Origin of the sequence: Faecalibacterium sp. Marseille-P9312, from assembly GCF_902497445.1 — a bacterium.
GTDB classification, from domain to species: domain Bacteria; phylum Bacillota; class Clostridia; order Oscillospirales; family Ruminococcaceae; genus Faecalibacterium; species Faecalibacterium longum.
This window is the reverse complement of the sequence record NZ_CABVEW010000002.1, coordinates 241,832-258,360: the sequence shown is the minus strand read 5'-3', so window position 1 is coordinate 258,360 and position 16,529 is coordinate 241,832. Positions and strand designations below refer to the sequence as shown.

Sequence of the window (16,529 nt, the reverse complement as noted above, 5' to 3'; positions counted from 1 at the left end):
TTAATGCTTTTTAGGCCTAGCGGAGTGAACAGTAACCAATCCTGACATCCAGTTGCCGTGTCATTTGTTGAATACTGTTTTACGAACAGTCTGCGGACGTGAAGACCCACCATTATATCATCAGCTTTGACCCCAGAGATGCAGCCGACAATGGCTTGACCATGGAAACGGCACAGGCTCTTGGCCTGAAATTCTGCGAAGAAAACTTCCCCGGTCATCCCGCCATCGTCTGCACTCACCCGGATGGGCACAACCATTCGGGAAACATCCATGTCCACATCGTGATTGGCAGCGTCCGAACGCGAGAGGTGGAGCGCAAGCCCTATATGCAGAAGCCCCGCGATTGGCGTGAGGGCATGAAGCACTCCAGCACCTCCCAGACCATGCGGCACCTCCGTGTCGAGGTAATGGAGCTGTGCGAAAGTGCCGGACTGTACCAGATCGACCTGCTCAACGGCTCGAAAGAGCGCGTGAGCGAAGCGGAGTATTGGGCGCGCAGGCGCGGCCAGTTGAAACTTGACCGTGAAAACGCAGCCCTCACCGCAGCCGGACAGCAGCCCAAGCAGAAGAAGTTTGAAAACGTGAAAGTCGCTTGTCGGGGCGAGGCCCCTCCATTTGCTGCACAAACCGCTCGGTCACTCAAAAGCCCCACTGGGGCTTTTGTTGCTTCGCAAACGCGAACCTTGCGGAAACAGATTTCTTCGGTGTTGCACCGCACAACGAGTTTTGAAGATTTTTCCGATAGGCTCATGCAGCAGTATGGCATCACGGTCAAGGAAAGTCGCGGATGCCTAAGTTATCTGCCTGCTGGAAGAACAAAGTTCATCCGGGCGAAACATCTCGGTGACAAATTCGATAAAGCGGCAGTGCTTGCCACGTTGCAGGCAAATCCTGAACGCAAACCCAAGGTACAGTCCAAGCAGGATACCATCGGGAAACTGATCGACATCCAGTCGAGGATGACCGAGGGCAAAGGCATCGGCTATAAGCGTTGGCTCACGAAACACAATCTCAAAGTTATGGCACAGACCGTGAAGCTTCTGCAGGAAAAGGGCTTGACCGACGAGGACGCCCTGAACCAGCACATCGCTGAACTGGAAACCAAGTATCACGACGCACTGGCGGTGGTGAAAGACCTCGAAGGTCGCATGAAAGCCAACAATGAGCTGCGCTATCATGTCGCAGCCTATACCAGCACCAAGGGTATCGTACAGCAGTTCAATACTGCCAAACGACCCGCAGCCTTTGAGGAACAGCACCGTGCAGAGCTGACAGCGTACCGAGCGGCAGCAGCCTATTTCAAGGCAAGCAACATCACCAAGCTGCCCAGCCCGAAAAATCTGGAAGCCGAGTATGCGCAGCTGGCATCCGAAAAGGCAAAGTTTTATGAGCAGTACAAGGAAGCCAAGGAAGAACTGCTCAAACTGAAAACCGCAAAGCAGAATGTTGCGTCCTTTTTCCGGGAGGAAGAACCGGCGCAGCAGGAGAGATAAAGGAGTGTGCGTATGATCAATCTGAAAATCGACCCGGAGTTCCAGTCTCAGATTCCTCCTCTGACCGATGATGAATTTAAGCAGCTTGAAGAAAATATCCTGAAAGAGGGCAAGCTGCTTTCTCCTTTGATTGTCTGGAACAATACCCTTGTTGATGGACACAACCGTTATGCCATTCTCCAGAAGCACCCGGAGATTTATTTCTCCACCATGCCGCTCCGGTTTGAGAACCGCGAAGAAGCCGTTGCGTGGATTTGCAAGAATCAACTGGGGCGGCGCAATCTTTCCCCCGAACAAAAGCGTTACCTGCTGGGGAAGCAGTACGAAGCCGAGAAGAAAGCTGCAAAAATCTTTCGGGGCAATCAGTACACTTTAGCAAAGAAAAGTGGTGGTGATCACGGTGATAACCACCACTCCGGGAAGAAAACCTGCGACCGGATCGCAGAGGAAAACGGTGTCAGCCGTGCCTCCGTTCTTCGTGCCAGCCACTATACACGAGGCATCGACATCGCAGATAATCTCTCTCCCGGCATCAAGCAGAAAGTCTTTTCCGGCGAAGTGAAGTTCACCAACGAAGAAATGTCCAAGCTTGTGCAGGCAAGTGTCGAGCATCGTTCAGATGTCCTTGCTCAAATCCTGTATCCAGAGGCATTGGAAGTGTTGGAATCTGCCAGCGCAGAATTTGAACCTGAAAAAGCGGAATCCGTTCCCATGCCCACACCACAAACAGAAGAATTTCGGTGCTATCATGTACCGGACGAGTTTATGAAGGTTTACAAATCTTTGAGCCGTGCGACCGAAATGATGAAAAACTCATGGAAGAAAACGCTCAAAAACAATCCCAGCTATTTCACTGACCCGGAAAAGCAGAAGGTTCTCCGCTTCGCAATGCAGCGACCTGCTAACTACCTGACTGAAATCGAAACCTATCTGGAAAAGGCTCTTGCAGAAGCCCTTGAAGAAGAAAAGACCGCATAACAGCAGACACCTGTAAGCCATCAATAAGCCACCAGCCGCATGTGCAGGGCGGAAAACATCCGCGCCCTTGCGCCTGATAAGAATTGGAACTTTGATTTTCTCGCCCGGCTTTGCCACGGTGGGACGATCAAAGGAGCGTGCGTTTGAACAAAAAGAAAAAGTCCACAAACATTTCCCCTTACCCCGATGATGTCATCGACCGTCTGGCACGGGCGTTCTACCCGGCCATCCTTGCCTGCTGGAACAGCGAGGAAGGACAGCGAGAGTTTGCCGCATGGCAGGCGGAACAGGCTCATATCTCTGGCAAAGAAAAACAGGAAGTTCCCGCTGGGGAACTCCCTGCCTTACTTATCGTGTGTGGATTTTTGCAGGGTGCGTCCGGGTGGGCGCACCCTGTTTTTGTTTGTGCTTATTTCTTCAGAATCCGCATTGCGTTCAGAACAGCGATGATCGTGACACCCACATCACCGAACACGGCTTCCCACATACCGGCCATGCCGAGTGCGCCCAGAACAAGGAACACGCTCTTGATGCCAAGAGCAATCACGATGTTCTGCATCACAATCCGTTTCGTAGCCTTTGCAACATCAATGGCTTCTACAAGTTTCGATGGTTCATCTGTCATCAGAACAACATCCGCAGCTTCAATCGCGGCATCCGAGCCAAGACCTCCCATGGCAATGCCGACATCTGCACGGGCAAGAACAGGGGCATCGTTGATGCCATCGCCCACGAAGGCGAGTTTGCTGCCCTGCCGTTTCTGCTTATCCAGCATTTCCAGCTTTTCGACCTTCTGGTCGGGCAAGAGCTGTGCATAATACGCATCCAGACCAATTTCGTCTGCCACCGACTTGCCGATTCGCTCATCATCGCCGGTAAGCATAACAGTTTTTTCCACGCCGATCTTTTTCAGCTCTGCGATTGCGCACTTGCTGTCCGGCTTCACTTCATCTGCGATCAGGATACAGCCTACATAGCTACCATCCGCTGCTACATAGAACTTTGTTCCGGCTGCATCGCAAGCGGCATAGGCAATCTTTTCAGATTCCATCAGCTTACTGTTGCCAGCCAGTACCTTCTTTCCCTGCACCATAACGCTGATGCCGTGTCCTGAGATTTCCTCAAAGCCAGAGAACTGCTTCTGGTCGATTGGCTTTCCATAAGTCGCAAGAATCGACTTTGCGATCGGGTGGTTGGAATAACTCTCTGCCTGTGCAGCATACTCCAATACCTGCTCTTTTTGGTATCCGGCTGCCGGAATGATATTTGCGACCTCAAAAACACCCTTTGTTAAGGTGCCGGTCTTATCAAAGACCACCACGCTCACTTTGTTCAGTGCTTCCAGATAGTTGCTGCCCTTTACCAGCACACCGCGCTTGGATGCGGCACCAATACCGCCGAAGAAGGTCAGGGGAATAGAAATGACCAATGCACACGGGCAGGAAACGATCAGGAACACAAAACCTCTGCGCAACCACTCAGACCAGCCGCCGCCAAGGACGAGCGGCGGAATGATCGCCAACACAGCCGCCATTCCAACAACGACCGGCGTATAGTATCGTGCAAAGGTCGTGATGAAGTTCTCGGTGGGAGCTTTTCTTGCAGAAGCATTCTCCACAAGGTCAGTGATCTTCGATACCGTGGATTCCCCGAAGCTCTTTGTGACTTTCAGCGTCAGCAAACCGCTCTGGTTGATGCAGCCGGACAGGGCTTCATCGCCTTTGCGGATGCTTCTCGGCACAGATTCGCCGGTCAGTGCCTTGGTGTCCAGCATGGATTCGCCATCCACAACGATGCCATCCAGCGGGATTTTTTCACCGGGTTTTACCACGATGATCTCGCCCACCTCAACGCTTTCCGGAGAAACGACCTGCAATACGCCATTCCGCTTAACGGTCGCCGAATCCGGACAGATGTCCATAAGGTCAGAGATGGACTTTCTGGAACGCTTTACCGCCAGCGACTGGAAGAACTCTCCGACCTGATAGAACAGCATAACTGCAACAGCTTCCGGGTATTCCCCGATGGCAAATGCGCCGATCGTGGAAACACTCATCAGGAAATGCTCGTCAAACACCTGTCCTCTGGTGATATTTTTCACTGCCTGCCATACGACATCCCAGCCAAGAATCACATACGCCACAATCAGAAACGCCAGTTCCGCCAGAGTCGGCAGCTTTGCGAATACGGTCAATGCCATACCGATTGCATAGACCACAGCACCCACGGCAAGCCGTATCGTGCGCTTCTTATCCTCATCGTTATAGACCGCCGCTTTTTCATCCTTTTTGACAGGTGCAGTCGCTTCCAGCTGCTTTTCCGACACTTCAACATCCGGCTCATGGCTGTGTACGATCGTGGTAACGGTATCCAGCAAGGAAGCAGCTACCGATGTTCCAGCCTGAACAGTCAGCGTCTGGTTCATCAGATTCACGGTCGAAGAAGTCACGCCATCCAGCTCACCGACTTCTTTCTCGATCTTTGCTGAGCAGTTCGGGCAGTCCAGACCTTTCAGGAGATAGACTTTCGTCACCGCAGGTTCGGTCTTTTCCGACACTTCAACATCTGGCTCGTGGCTGTGGACGATCGTGGTAACGGTGTCCAGCAGGGAGGTAGCCACCGATGTTCCTGCCTGAACAGTCAATGTCTGGTTCATCAGATTCACGGTCGAAGAAGCCACGCCACCCAGCTCACCGACTTCTTTCTCGATTTTTGCTGAGCAGTTCGGACAATCCAGACCTTTCAGGAGATAGACCTTCGTCACCGCAGGTTCGGTCTTTTCCGACACCTCAACATCCGGTTCATGGCTGTGAACGATCGTTTCGACCTGTTCCGCCAGTGTTGCATCCGCAGACTTTTCTGACTGAACGGTCAGTGTCTGCTGCATTAAATTCACAACCGAGGATTCCACTCCCGGCAATGCTCCGACCTCTTTTTCTATCTTGGCGGAACAATTCGGGCAATCCAGACCTTTCAGGATGAATACTCTTTTCATTTTGACCTCCACTACGTTTTCTTAATTGTTCAATCGCTCAACTTAAAAGACAAAAAGATAATCGCTTGCGCGATCATCCTCTTAAATGCTCAAATCCCTTGTCGATGATCTCCTTTACATGATCATCCGCCAGCGAATAATACACGATCTGGGCCTCTCTGCGGAATTTGACCAGTCCGGCAAGCCGGAGTGCTTTCAGCTGGTGAGAGATCGCCGATTTGGTGACGCCCAGCAGAACCGCAAGGTCGCATACACACATCTCGCTCTGTTCCAGAGCATGAAGGATCTGCACTCTTGTGCCATCTCCGAACAGCTTGAAAAGCGATGCAAGCTGGATGTAGTCGTCTTTCGGCTGCATTTTGCCTTTTACATCGTTCACGATGTCCTCATGGATCACATCGCAATTACAGGTGTATAAAGAATTTGACATCAGACGTTCTCCTTGTTTTGTAGTTGAACAACCATTCAATCATATTATATCTGCTTTTCCTCCGTTGTCAAGAGGAAAAGTTAGCATCTGCTTCCTGCGATTTGTCGTCTAACAGACCTTGACAGCCTCCTTATTTCGCATACAATATAGTTGAGCGTTTACTCAACTGCCGTATTTTGCGCAGAAGATTTTTCATTTGAACAACCATGCAATAAATAAAAGAGGTCTGCCTGTGAAAGGAAAATTCATCACTCTGGTTCTGACATTAGGATTTCTTGCCGCGTTTGGCGTATTTATGCACTCGCCGCCCTCTATTCTGGATGGGTTGACCGGTGCGACCCCGAAAGCGAAACGTGCCGCACAGATGGCCGCACCGCTGGAGGGCAACTATCTGTTCTGCATCAACCCTGCGCTGGAACCGTTTTCCGATGCGGATTTCCGGAATGATCTGAAAGCATTTGTTTCCGGTGAGACAGAAGTCCTTTCCGATGCCGGACTGCCGCACATGACGCTTTCGGTCTGCGAAACAGACTATCCCTTGCTTTGCTATGCAACGGCTCTTTGTGAACGCCTGACTGCTGCCGGAGCAGATGTCACGTTGAAGCAGTACAGCGAAACCATGCTGCGTTCCCGTGCAATCAATGGGCGGTATCAACTGCTGCTGGTTTCGGAAAATACGCTTGATGCAACAGCATTGCCGGATGCAGACATCCTTCTGCTCTCCGCAGAAGAAATGGAGGACCCCTCATGCGAAAACTGAACACCATTCTCTCCGTTCTGCTACTTTTCATCTGTCTGCTTCATGGGCTGATGGGCAGTTTTATGTTGCTGGGCATCAGTTCCGGGGCAGGAAAGTTTCTGGCATGGATCGGCGTTGGCATTCTGGCGGCGCACACCGTCCTTGGGCTTTTGCTGACCGCACAGACATTCCGGGCTTCCCGGTCCGGCGGAAAACTCTACGGAAAGCAGAATGCTCTGTTCTGGGCAAGGCGCACCAGTGGGCTTGCTATTTTGCTCATGCTCTTTTTCCATATTGGCGTGTTCGGCAGAGTGCAGGACGGCGTATACATTCTGTTTCCGTTCACAACGGTCCGGCTGCTGACGCAGCTTTTACTGGTTGCTTCGGTATTTGTGCATCTTCTGCTCAATCTCCGACCCCTTCTGGTATCGCTGGGCATCGTCCGGGATAAGGAGCAGCGCGGCGACCTCTATCTGATTCTTTCTATACTGGTGCTGTTTGCTGCCGGTTCGATCATTCTATATTATATCGGGTGGAACAATGTATGAAACACACTTTGGTGATCGTGGGTGCAGGGCTGGCAGGGCTTTCCGCTGCTTTGACTGCTGTGAAAAACGGCTGGACGGTAAAGCTGGTGTCCTCCCTTGCCTCCGAGCGGGCGCAGTCTGTTATGGCAGAGGGCGGAATCAATGCAGCCTTGAATACCAAGGGAGAGGAGGATAGCCCGGAGCAGCATTATACAGATACCCTGACCGCTGCCTGCGGACTTGCTGACCCGAATGCAGTCTGGGGGATGACGCAGGCTGCGTCCGAACTGGTGCGCAGCCTGCACCATCTGGGAGTACAATTCAACGTGACAGATGACGATGAACTCGACCTGCGGAATTTTGGCGGACAGAAGAAAAAGCGGACGGCCTTTGCACAAAGCGATACGGGAAAGCAGCTAATGACCGCTCTGATTGATGCTGTGCGCCGGGAAGAAAGCGCAGGAACGGTCGAACGCTTTCCACACCATAAGTTCCGCACCCTGCTGCTTTCCGGGAACATCTGCGGTGGCTGCACAGTGCAGGACACCTATACTGGCGAACTGCTGCGGTTTGTATGCGATGCCGTCCTGATTGCCACAGGCGGGCTGCATGGCTTATTCGGTGATACGACCGGCTCTCTTGCCAATACCGGAGAAGTCACCGCAGAACTGTTCCGTCTGGGCGTTCCGATGGCAAATCTTGAAATGATCCAGTACCACCCTACCACGGTCGAACTGGGCGAAAAACGGATGCTTCTGAGTGAGGCCGCCCGTGGTGAGGGCGGGCGGCTGTTTGCATTACGGAACGGGAAGCCGTGGTATTTCATGGAAGAAAAATATCCGGAACTCGGCAACCTGATGCCGCGTGACATCACCGCGCGGGAAGTCTGGACGGTCAGCCGTGACTATGAGGTGTTCCTTGATATGACAGAGCTTCCTAAAGAAGTCATGGAGCATAAACTTGCCGGACTGGTGGATGATTGTCAGACCTATCTGCACAAAGATATTCGCAAAGAACCCATTCCGATTTTGCCGGGTATCCACTACTTTATGGGAGGCATTCAGGTGGACGAGCGGCACCGCACTTCGATGCGGAATCTGTACGCTGCCGGTGAATGCTGCGCTCAGTACCATGGCGCAAACCGTCTGGGTGGAAATTCTCTTCTGGGTGCGATCTATGGAGGACAGATTGCTGCGGAAACTGCCTGCCGGGAAACAGTCAGTTCCCCCAATATGCCCTGTGCCGAAGAATCCTTTCTGCCCGAACTTTCCCCGGACGCTCAAATGCAGATGAATCGTATTCTGCTGAACGCACTCGGTGTCGTGCGGGATGCACAGACATTGGAAGCGGGCATTCAGGAAATCCGCAAACTGTCTGGCACCCTTCCGCTTCTGGGCTGTGCCATGCTGGAAAGTGCCCTCGCCCGAAAAGAAAGCCGGGGTGCGCACTGGCGGGCAGATTATCCCCAACGCAACGATGCCGTTTACTGCAAAACCACCGTGGCACACTGGAACGGGCAGCATATCGCCATCAGCTTTGAATCCATCCCCGAAAGGCGGCATGATTTATGAACTACACCATCCGAATCAAACGGCAGGAAAACCCGCAGGCTTCACCCTGCTGGCAGGAGTTTTCCTTTGAGGGAAGTGCGGACACCTCGATTGCTTCGGTGTTGAACGAGCTGAATCACCGCAGCCCTCTGTGCGAAAAGAGCGGAACGGTCGTTTCCCCCATTGCGTGGGAATGCGGCTGCATGATACGCAAGTGCGGTGCCTGTGCCATGCGGATCAATGGTCTGCCTCGTCTTGCCTGTTCCGTTTTTCTGCGGGACTGTAAGGGAAGCGTTGTTACTCTGGAGCCTTTGAGCAAATTCCCACTGGTGAAAGATCTGGTCGTAGACCGTTCCGTGATCTTTGAAGCGCTGAAGCGGACAAAGTTGTGGCTGGAAGGAGATGCGTTCCAGACCAGCTATACGCACAGCCAGCGGTATCAATCTGCTAAGTGTCTGCTCTGTGGCTGCTGCTTGGAGGTCTGCCCGAACTTTGACCCGAACAGTGAATTTGCTGGAGCTGTTCTGCCCGTCAACGCTTACCGTATTCTGAACGAAGAACAGGATATTGCCCATCAGACAGAACTCGCAAATGCGTATCGTCAGCTTTATTTTGAAGGCTGCGGAAAATCTCTTGCGTGCCAGGACATCTGCCCAGCCGGAATCCCGGTCGAAGAACTGATGTCACGTTCCAATGCCGCAGCGGTCTGGAAGCGATAAAGTGTAAAAGGGTATGCGGTTTATAGCCGCATACCCTTTTATGCTTAATCTTCTAATCCGTGACTTCCCGCCACATTCTTCAGATACTCCTCTGGTTCGCCGTTCAGAATCAAGTCTGCATAGCCAAGCGGGTCATTGTAGATGAGATAATCTAACTCCAACCTCTGCGCCATGGTCACGTCCAATTCATCCTCGACCCCAGTGCAGTCAATGGAGATCGTTCTCCCATCCCGGAGCAGCAGCTCCACGCAGCCGGTATCCATGTTGAAATGGCAGGCTCTTGCATCGTACTTCATGTTTGTGTCCTTTCTGCCTTACGGCACCTTTACAGTTGTGACTTTTGTTATACGGTTCTTCTGATAAGGTTTTGGACACACAGCCGTCGGGAAGGAGCCTTCATTTTGCTTTCCGAAGAAAACAAAAAATCCGAACCCTTCTCCTATCGAGAAAAGGTTCGAATTTTCATGGTTTGGTGCGAGTAGTAATACAGAACTTTTCAAAAACCATCGTATTACAATTTGTTTTTGAGGCTGTCGGATAGCAATTTGCTTGTATCGCACACCGATGAGCAGCTATGTTTGAAACCCAGTTGCCTTTTATATACCACACAACCTGAAAATTATCAAGTACGCGCAGCGTTCACTTCTCCCATCACCGGGAGCAAATGGACGCTGCTTTTTTTGTTTGCAACGAAAGGAGGCATCCGTGAAATGGCAGTATTTCGGGTAGAAAAGAACAGCGGCTACACGGTCATGTCAAACCACCACCTGCGGAACCGAGCCTTGTCCCTGAAAGCCAAAGGCTTACTCTCCCAAATGCTCTCCCTGCCGGAAGACTGGGACTACACCCTGCAAGGGCTGGCCCGTATCAACCGGGAAAGCATCGATGCGATACGGCAGGCTATCCGGGAACTGGAACAGGCGGGCTACATCCAGCGTTCCAGAGAACGGGACGAGAAAGGGCGGCTGCGCGGTGCAGACTATGTGATCTTCGAGCTGCCGCAGCCCGTTCCTGCATCGGTTTCACCTACATTGGAAAATCCAACGTTGGAGAATCCCACGCAGGAAAACCCTACGTTGGAAAATCCAATGCAATTAAATAAAGATAAACTAATTACAGAAAAACAAAAGAAAGAGGGATTAAATACCGATTCCATTCCTATCCATTCCCCAAACCCCTTGCCTTTGGACGAGGACGAGGCAGCGGCACCGCCGCCGGAACGGACAGGAAGCCGAAAGGAAGCGGCCTATCAAATCTACCGGGACCTGATTTTGGAGAACATCGAGTATGACACCCTCATCCAGAATTCCCGGATAGACCGGGAACAGCTGGACGAGATCGTGGACATCCTGCTGGAAACGGTCTGCACTTCCCGCAAGTCCATCCGGGTGGCCGGGGACGATTACCCGGCAGAGTTGGTCAAGGCGAAATTCTTGAAGCTGGACAGCCATCACATCGAGTTCGTCATGGACTGCCTGCGGGACAACACCACCAAAGTCCGCAACATCAAGCAATACCTGCGGGCCATGCTGTTCAACGCCCCCAGCACCATCAACAGCTACTATGCGTCCCTTGTGGCGCACGACATGGCGCAGCCCGATTGGGGCCGCCCGCCCAACACCTGACCGAAAGGAGCGTCCACCCATGAGAACCCTTTACCTGCGGCGGCTGGTGGTTCCACCCTAGCTGCCGCTCTGAATTTTCTGCAACAAGGAGGGATTCATATTGCAGGAAGAAGTCACCCAAAAAACCATTGCCCTGTCTATGAAAACGGGCAAGCTCACTGCCCAAGCGTTGCAAGCTGCCCTGAAAAAATATTTGCAGCATCGGGCCAAGGGACCAAAGCTGCACCACGGCAGGCAAAGCCTGAAACAGCTGAAAGCCCACGGCGCAGCCCTGACCAACATTGAAGTCACGGAGGCGAACATCGGGGCGTTCAAGCCCTGCGCCAAGAAGTACGGCGTGGACTTTACCCTGCGCAAGGACAAGACCACCCAGCCGCCCCACTACATCGTGATCTTCAAGGCCAAGGATGCGGACAATCTGGAACAGGCGTTCCGGGAGTTCACGGCCAAAACGCTCTCCAAGGAGCAGCGGCCCTCCATCCGCAAGGTGCTGGCAGCAGCCAAGCAGAAAGCCGCCCAGCAGCCGAAACGCGCTAAAGAAAAAATTAAGCAAAGGGGGTTAGAGCGATGAAGCCTGAACTGAAAAAGCTGCTGTTGCTGAATCTGCCGTATCTGCTGTTCGTGTACTTGTTCGCCAAATGCGGGCAGGCGTACCGTCTGGCGGCGGGCGCGGATGCTTCGGCAAAGCTGCTGCACCTAACGAGCGGCATCTCCGCCGCCTTTGCAAACCCGCTACCCAGCCTGCATCCGTTTGACCTCTGCGTGGGCGTTGCCGGGGCGGTGGCTGTCCGGCTCATCGTGTACAGCAAGGGCAAGAACGCCAAGAAGTACCGCAAGGGCGAGGAATACGGTTCTGCCCGGTGTGGTGCATAATCTTAACTGTAAGGAAAACTATGTGGACGCAGGAGGTATGCACATGAACGAATATAATAAAATTACAGCCCTTTACTCCCGCCTTTCCGTCGGGGACGAGGACAGAGATGGCGGCGAGAGCAACAGCATTGTAAACCAAAAGGCATTTCTGGAACGGTACGCCCAACAGCAGAGATTAACCAATATCCGGCACTACATTGACGATGACGAAAGCGGCAGGTTCTTTGACCGCTCTGCCTATTCCCGCATGATGGAGGATGTGGAAAACGGAAAAATAGGCGTCTGCATTATGAAAGACCTGACGCGCTGGGGGCGTGATTATCTCCAAGTCGGCAATGCAATGGAGGTATTCAGACGGAACAATGTCCGCTTTATCGCGGTCAATAACGGCATAGACAGCGACAATCCCGATACATTGGAGTTTGCGCCCTTTATCAATATCATGTCGGAGTGGTACGCAAAGGACATCAGCAAGAAAGTAAAAACGGGTATCAGGACCAAGGGTGCAAGCGGCAAACCCATCGCCACCGAAGCCCCATACGGATATATGAAAGACCCGAACAACAAGGATTTTTGGATAATCGACGAGGAAGCCGCCGAAGTGGTACGCTTGATTTTCCGTCTGTTTATCGGCGGGAAGAACAGAAACCAAATTGCCGTATATCTCAAAAACGAGCAAATCCTCACGCCTACGTTCTACCTCAAACAGCACGACAGAGGGACAGCGAAAAGCAGACCGCTGAACGAGGAAAATCGCTATAAATGGAACAAAGCAACCTTAACCAAGATACTCACAAGGCAGGAGTATTGTGGTGATGTTGTCAATTTCAAGACCACAAAGCATTTTCGGGACAAGCGCAACCACTATGTAGATAAAAGCGAATGGCAGATAACCGAGAATGTGCATGAGCCGATTATCGACCGCGCCGACTTTGAAACCGTACAGCGGATTTTGGAAAACGCGCCTGTCAGACGCCCTAACGGGGACGGAGAAATCCACCCTTTGTCGGGCTTGATGTTCTGTAAAGACTGCGGCGCAAAAATGCACATTCGCATAGATTACAGGAACGGCGGCAAGCGTCATGTTGCCTTTTGCAGCGAGTACCACAAGGGCAAAGCCAAAAATCCCAAATGCAATTCCCCGCACATCATAGACGCTGATTTAGTCATGCAGACTATCGCGGATGTTCTGAAAAAAGTTGCAGAATACTCCATAAGCAACCGGGAGGAATTTGAAGCATTAGTCCGAAAAAACCTTGATATGCAGCAGACGGACAAGAGCAAAAAACAGCAGAAGCGTATTCCGCAAATTACAACACGCCTTGAACAGATTGACAAGGTGCTGAATAAACTCTACGAGGATAACGCCCTCGGTGCTATCCCACAAGACCGATACGAGCAAATGTCACAGAAATATTCGGAGGAATACTATACGCTGAAAGCGGAACTTGCAGAACTCAAAGAACAGTTATCCGCGTTTGAGGACGCAGGAGGATGGGCGCATAAGTTTTTGAAGCTGATAGAACGCTACGCCGCCTTTACCGACCTTACCCCCGCCATTCTCAATGAATTTATCAGCAGAATTGAAGTGCATGAGCGCGATAAGAAAAGGGCAAAACAAGCTGTTCAGCATATCGGGATATATTTCAGCTATATCGGCAAGTTTGAAAACGAACTGACACAGCTTGCAGAGCCGACAGAGGAAGAAATCCGGCAAATGCGGGAGAAAATCGAAGAAGCCCAAAAGGAAAAGAGCCGCGCTTATCATCGGAACTACTCAAAGGAATACCGGGCGAAAAACCTTGAAAAACGCCGGGAGTATGAACGCATCAAGGCGCGGGAATATCGGGCAAAGCGAAAGGCGCAAGCCGCTGCGCTGCCCGTATCGTAAAACAGAATAACCGACAGCAGAAAGGGATTTTCCAACTATGGGAAATCCTTTTTTTGCACCCAAAGGAAGGAGTGACCCAATGACAGAAAAGAAAACCACAACCACCGCGCAGAAGCAGCCGGATGGTATCATCACAACACAGCGGAACGGACAGACCATCGTTGCGGAGTTGTTTTTCAATCACAGAAGCGCAGAAACATTCCGCGACAAGCTGCTGAAAGCGATACTTGCCGACTATTCGCATTTTTCTGCGTCTGACGGTCAAGAGCCGTAAAAACGGAATATTTGACGATTGGAACACTCTGGACGAGGAATGTATCGCCAGAGCATTTTCTATTGAAAAAACGCCGTTTTTCCCAAGTCAAGAGCCGAAGAAAACACCCGAAAAATGCCCCTACTGCGTAACAGGGGCGCAGAAAGGAGAGTTTATGAAAACAGGACTGAAAAAGCAGGAAAAGACCACCGATATTTGGTTTGACGAGAAAGACCCCCTTATCCATATCCGCACCCACAACACCGACTTGAAGAACAGGCTGACCGCGTACAGCCGCCGCTTCCCCTCTGTCTGTAAGCTGACCGACAGCGACCCGGAAACGGGCTGTATGGAGTTTGAGATTGCAAAGGGACGCTTCTCTTTCCGTCTGACCGCACCATACAGCGAGGAACGCAGACAGGCGGCAAGCGACTATGCAAAGAAGCATGGTATTTCAGCCGGGAAAAGCAAGCCATGACACAAAGATACAGTAAAATTATTAGGTAAGGACGGTTGATGTCTATGTAAAACGAACAGGAGGATAAAAATTGACTGGAAGCATTTACGGCTATGTGCGTGTCAGCACAAGAGAACAAAACGAGGACAGGCAGCTTATCGCCTTACGCGAGGTAGGCGTTTCAGATAAGAATATCTTTATGGATAAGCAATCCGGCAAAGATTTTGAGCGTCCACAGTACAAAAAGCTGCTTAGAAAAATGAAAAAAGACGACCTGCTCTATATCAAGAGCATAGATCGTCTGGGACGCAACTATGAAGAAATCTTACAGCAATGGCGTATCATCACAAAGGACAAGGGCGTTGACATTGTGGTTTTGGATATGTCCCTGCTTGATACGCGCCGGGGAAAAGACCTTATGGGAACATTTCTCTCGGATATTGTGCTTCAAGTGCTGTCCTTTGTGGCAGAAAACGAGCGCACCAATATCAGACAGCGGCAAACAGAGGGTATCGCGGCAGCAAAGGCGCGGGGTGTGCGCTTTGGGCGACCACCACGCCCCTTGCCGGATAACTTTCATGCTGTTTATCAGAGGTGGCGTGCCGGGAAAATTACCGGCACAGCAGCCGCAAAAGAGTGTGGTATGCCCCTTGCGACCTTTCGCTACCGGGCAGAAATCTACGAAAAAGCCAAATTATTGTAAATAGGCGGTTTTACAGAAAGGTGTACTTTCCTGTAAACCGCCTATTGCTTATAGGTATTTAATATTATACTTCTTCAGACGGCGTTTTTCAAGTCTTGAAATGTAAATATTCGTTTATATCCCGGCTAATTTGTCGATAAAATGCGTTTACAGGAAAGTACACGTTACTAAAGGGATAAGAAGGAGGGATTCGTCATGTTGGTATTCCAAATGCGTAATGTAGATAAAACATCTACTGTTTTGAAACAGACTAAAAACAGTGATTACGCAGATAAATAAATACGTTAGATTAATTCCTACCAGTGACTAATCTTATGACTTTTTAAACAGATAACTAAAATTACAAACAAATCGTTTAACTTCTGTATTTGTTTATAGATGTAATCACTTCAGGAGAGATTATATGAACAAAAATATAAAATATTCTCAAAACTTTTTAACGAGTGAAAAAGTACTCAACCAAATAATAAAACAATTGAATTTAAAAGAAACCGATACCGTTTACGAAATTGGAACAGGTAAAGGGCATTTAACGACGAAACTGGCTAAAATAAGTAAACAGGTAACGTCTATTGAATTAGACAGTCATCTATTCAACTTATCGTCAGAAAAATTAAAACTGAATACTCGTGTCACTTTAATTCACCAAGATATTCTACAGTTTCAATTCCCTAACAAACAGAGGTATAAAATTGTTGGGAATATTCCTTACCATTTAAGCACACAAATTATTAAAAAAGTGGTTTTTGAAAGCCGTGCGTCTGACATCTATCTGATTGTTGAAGAAGGATTCTACAAGCGTACCTTGGATATTCACCGAACACTAGGGTTGCTCTTGCACACTCAAGTCTCGATTCAGCAATTGCTTAAGCTGCCAGCGGAATGCTTTCATCCTAAACCAAAAGTAAACAGTGTCTTAATAAAACTTACCCGCCATACCACAGATGTTCCAGATAAATATTGGAAGCTATATACGTACTTTGTTTCAAAATGGGTCAATCGAGAATATCGTCAACTGTTTACTAAAAATCAGTTTCATCAAGCAATGAAACACGCCAAAGTAAACAATTTAAGTACCATTACTTATGAGCAAGTATTGTCTATTTTTAATAGTTATCTATTATTTAACGGGAGGAAATAATTCTATGAGTCGCTTTTTTAAATTTGGAAAGTTACACTTTTTAATAACGGAGGGAATGGAATGAAAAAACTTGTAACATAATTCCCCAACAGGGCGACTATTTCCAAACCGAAGTAGCCGCCCTTTTCTTTTACTAAAAATCAAAAAGGAGGGCT

At 50.2% G+C, this 16,529-nt stretch carries 17 protein-coding genes and 2 pseudogenes; 16 read left to right on the top strand and 3 right to left on the bottom strand.

Annotated features, from left to right (window positions below):
* The first annotated feature begins 98 nt into the window (after nt 1-98).
* Nucleotides 99-1,493 (top strand): relaxase/mobilization nuclease domain-containing protein, encoded by a 1,395-nt coding sequence (locus F3G95_RS02685; protein ID WP_243130249.1) that lies wholly within the window; start codon nt 99-101, stop codon nt 1,491-1,493.
* A 12-nt stretch (nt 1,494-1,505) separates the two neighbouring features.
* Complete coding sequence (locus F3G95_RS02680; RefSeq protein WP_149793696.1) at nt 1,506-2,471, top strand: hypothetical protein; 966 nt, start codon at nt 1,506-1,508, stop codon at nt 2,469-2,471.
* Nucleotides 2,472-2,880: 409 nt separating this feature from the next.
* Here the strand turns inward: F3G95_RS02680 and F3G95_RS02670 are convergent, their stop codons facing one another.
* Together F3G95_RS02670 and F3G95_RS02665 are read right to left on the bottom strand one after the other, a co-directional pair.
* Nucleotides 2,881-5,466, bottom strand: a complete 2,586-nt coding sequence (locus tag F3G95_RS02670; RefSeq protein ID WP_149793695.1) for a heavy metal translocating P-type ATPase — start codon at nt 5,464-5,466, stop codon at nt 2,881-2,883.
* 73 nt (nt 5,467-5,539) lie between these two features.
* Complete coding sequence (locus tag F3G95_RS02665) at nt 5,540-5,896, bottom strand: metalloregulator ArsR/SmtB family transcription factor (protein ID WP_015536701.1); 357 nt, start codon at nt 5,894-5,896, stop codon at nt 5,540-5,542.
* 232 nt (nt 5,897-6,128) lie between these two features.
* On the opposite strand from F3G95_RS02665, the gene F3G95_RS02660 reads away from it, so the two are divergent.
* The 4 genes from F3G95_RS02660 to F3G95_RS02645 are packed head-to-tail and all read left to right on the top strand — an operon-like array spanning nt 6,129 to nt 9,431.
* Entirely contained in the window at nt 6,129-6,656 is a 528-nt protein-coding gene (locus F3G95_RS02660) for a hypothetical protein (RefSeq protein WP_005935827.1), read from the top strand.
* Nucleotides 6,644-7,183 carry a hypothetical protein gene (locus F3G95_RS02655; RefSeq protein WP_005935830.1) on the top strand — a complete coding sequence of 180 codons (540 nt, stop codon included), beginning with the start codon at nt 6,644-6,646 and terminating at the stop codon, nt 7,181-7,183. Before F3G95_RS02660 ends, F3G95_RS02655 begins: the two co-directional genes overlap by 13 nt.
* Before the next feature lie 11 nt (nt 7,184-7,194).
* Nucleotides 7,195-8,733, top strand: coding sequence for an FAD-binding protein (locus F3G95_RS02650; RefSeq protein WP_347562899.1), 1,539 nt, complete (start codon nt 7,195-7,197; stop codon nt 8,731-8,733).
* Entirely contained in the window at nt 8,730-9,431 is a 702-nt protein-coding gene (locus tag F3G95_RS02645) for a 2Fe-2S iron-sulfur cluster-binding protein (RefSeq protein ID WP_149793694.1), read from the top strand. The genes F3G95_RS02650 and F3G95_RS02645 overlap by 4 nt, the downstream gene beginning before the upstream one ends.
* 44 nt (nt 9,432-9,475) lie before the next feature.
* Here the strand turns inward: F3G95_RS02645 and F3G95_RS02640 are convergent, their stop codons facing one another.
* Complete coding sequence (locus tag F3G95_RS02640; protein WP_149793693.1) at nt 9,476-9,727, bottom strand: DUF6061 family protein; 252 nt, start codon at nt 9,725-9,727, stop codon at nt 9,476-9,478.
* Between the two features lie 414 nt (nt 9,728-10,141).
* On the opposite strand from F3G95_RS02640, the gene F3G95_RS02630 reads away from it, so the two are divergent.
* From F3G95_RS02630 to F3G95_RS13930, 10 genes and pseudogenes are all read left to right on the top strand, one after another.
* On the top strand, nt 10,142-11,056 hold the full coding sequence (locus F3G95_RS02630) for a DUF6017 domain-containing protein (RefSeq protein WP_149793691.1): 915 nt from the start codon (nt 10,142-10,144) through the stop codon (nt 11,054-11,056).
* A gap of 100 nt (nt 11,057-11,156) precedes the next feature.
* Nucleotides 11,157-11,627, top strand: a complete 471-nt coding sequence (locus F3G95_RS02625; RefSeq protein ID WP_149793690.1) for a PcfB family protein — start codon at nt 11,157-11,159, stop codon at nt 11,625-11,627.
* Nucleotides 11,624-11,923 (top strand): annotated as a pseudogene (locus tag F3G95_RS02620) (conjugal transfer protein TraG); the annotation flags it as partial. The gene F3G95_RS02625 and the pseudogene F3G95_RS02620, both read left to right, overlap by 4 nt.
* Nucleotides 11,924-11,972: 49 nt before the next feature.
* Nucleotides 11,973-13,820 (top strand): recombinase family protein, encoded by a 1,848-nt coding sequence (locus F3G95_RS02615; RefSeq protein ID WP_207732025.1) that lies wholly within the window; start codon nt 11,973-11,975, stop codon nt 13,818-13,820.
* 79 nt (nt 13,821-13,899) lie between these two features.
* Nucleotides 13,900-14,094 (top strand): transposon-encoded TnpW family protein, encoded by a 195-nt coding sequence (locus F3G95_RS02610; RefSeq protein ID WP_071143486.1) that lies wholly within the window; start codon nt 13,900-13,902, stop codon nt 14,092-14,094.
* A 154-nt stretch (nt 14,095-14,248) separates the two neighbouring features.
* A complete protein-coding gene (locus F3G95_RS02605) occupies nt 14,249-14,551 on the top strand; it encodes a hypothetical protein (RefSeq protein ID WP_071143485.1) in 303 nt (100 codons plus the stop codon).
* A gap of 70 nt (nt 14,552-14,621) precedes the next feature.
* Nucleotides 14,622-15,233 carry a recombinase family protein gene (locus tag F3G95_RS02600; protein WP_149793688.1) on the top strand — a complete coding sequence of 204 codons (612 nt, stop codon included), beginning with the start codon at nt 14,622-14,624 and terminating at the stop codon, nt 15,231-15,233.
* A 195-nt stretch (nt 15,234-15,428) separates the two neighbouring features.
* Nucleotides 15,429-15,512, top strand: coding sequence for a 23S rRNA methyltransferase attenuation leader peptide (locus F3G95_RS02595; RefSeq protein ID WP_001814874.1), 84 nt, complete (start codon nt 15,429-15,431; stop codon nt 15,510-15,512).
* Nucleotides 15,513-15,636: 124 nt separating this feature from the next.
* Entirely contained in the window at nt 15,637-16,374 is a 738-nt protein-coding gene (erm(B), locus tag F3G95_RS02590; RefSeq protein ID WP_001038795.1) for a 23S rRNA (adenine(2058)-N(6))-methyltransferase Erm(B), read from the top strand.
* Nucleotides 16,343-16,411, top strand: a pseudogene (locus F3G95_RS13930) (rRNA adenine methyltransferase); the annotation flags it as partial. The gene erm(B) and the pseudogene F3G95_RS13930, both read left to right, overlap by 32 nt.
* Between the last annotated feature and the right edge of the window lie 118 nt (nt 16,412-16,529).

Coding starts and splice junctions, on each gene's coding strand:
- F3G95_RS02665 (WP_015536701.1), bottom strand. CDS start 5,896: ATGTCAAATTCTTTATACACCTGTAATTGCGATGTGATCCATGAGGAC.
- F3G95_RS02655 (WP_005935830.1), top strand. CDS start 6,644: ATGCGAAAACTGAACACCATTCTCTCCGTTCTGCTACTTTTCATCTGT.
- F3G95_RS02680 (WP_149793696.1), top strand. CDS start 1,506: ATGATCAATCTGAAAATCGACCCGGAGTTCCAGTCTCAGATTCCTCCT.
- F3G95_RS02630 (WP_149793691.1), top strand. CDS start 10,142: ATGGCAGTATTTCGGGTAGAAAAGAACAGCGGCTACACGGTCATGTCA.
- F3G95_RS02640 (WP_149793693.1), bottom strand. CDS start 9,727: ATGAAGTACGATGCAAGAGCCTGCCATTTCAACATGGATACCGGCTGC.
- F3G95_RS02615 (WP_207732025.1), top strand. CDS start 11,973: ATGAACGAATATAATAAAATTACAGCCCTTTACTCCCGCCTTTCCGTC.
- F3G95_RS02610 (WP_071143486.1), top strand. CDS start 13,900: ATGACAGAAAAGAAAACCACAACCACCGCGCAGAAGCAGCCGGATGGT.
- F3G95_RS02605 (WP_071143485.1), top strand. CDS start 14,249: ATGAAAACAGGACTGAAAAAGCAGGAAAAGACCACCGATATTTGGTTT.
- F3G95_RS02595 (WP_001814874.1), top strand. CDS start 15,429: ATGTTGGTATTCCAAATGCGTAATGTAGATAAAACATCTACTGTTTTG.
- F3G95_RS02645 (WP_149793694.1), top strand. CDS start 8,730: ATGAACTACACCATCCGAATCAAACGGCAGGAAAACCCGCAGGCTTCA.
- F3G95_RS02670 (WP_149793695.1), bottom strand. CDS start 5,466: ATGAAAAGAGTATTCATCCTGAAAGGTCTGGATTGCCCGAATTGTTCC.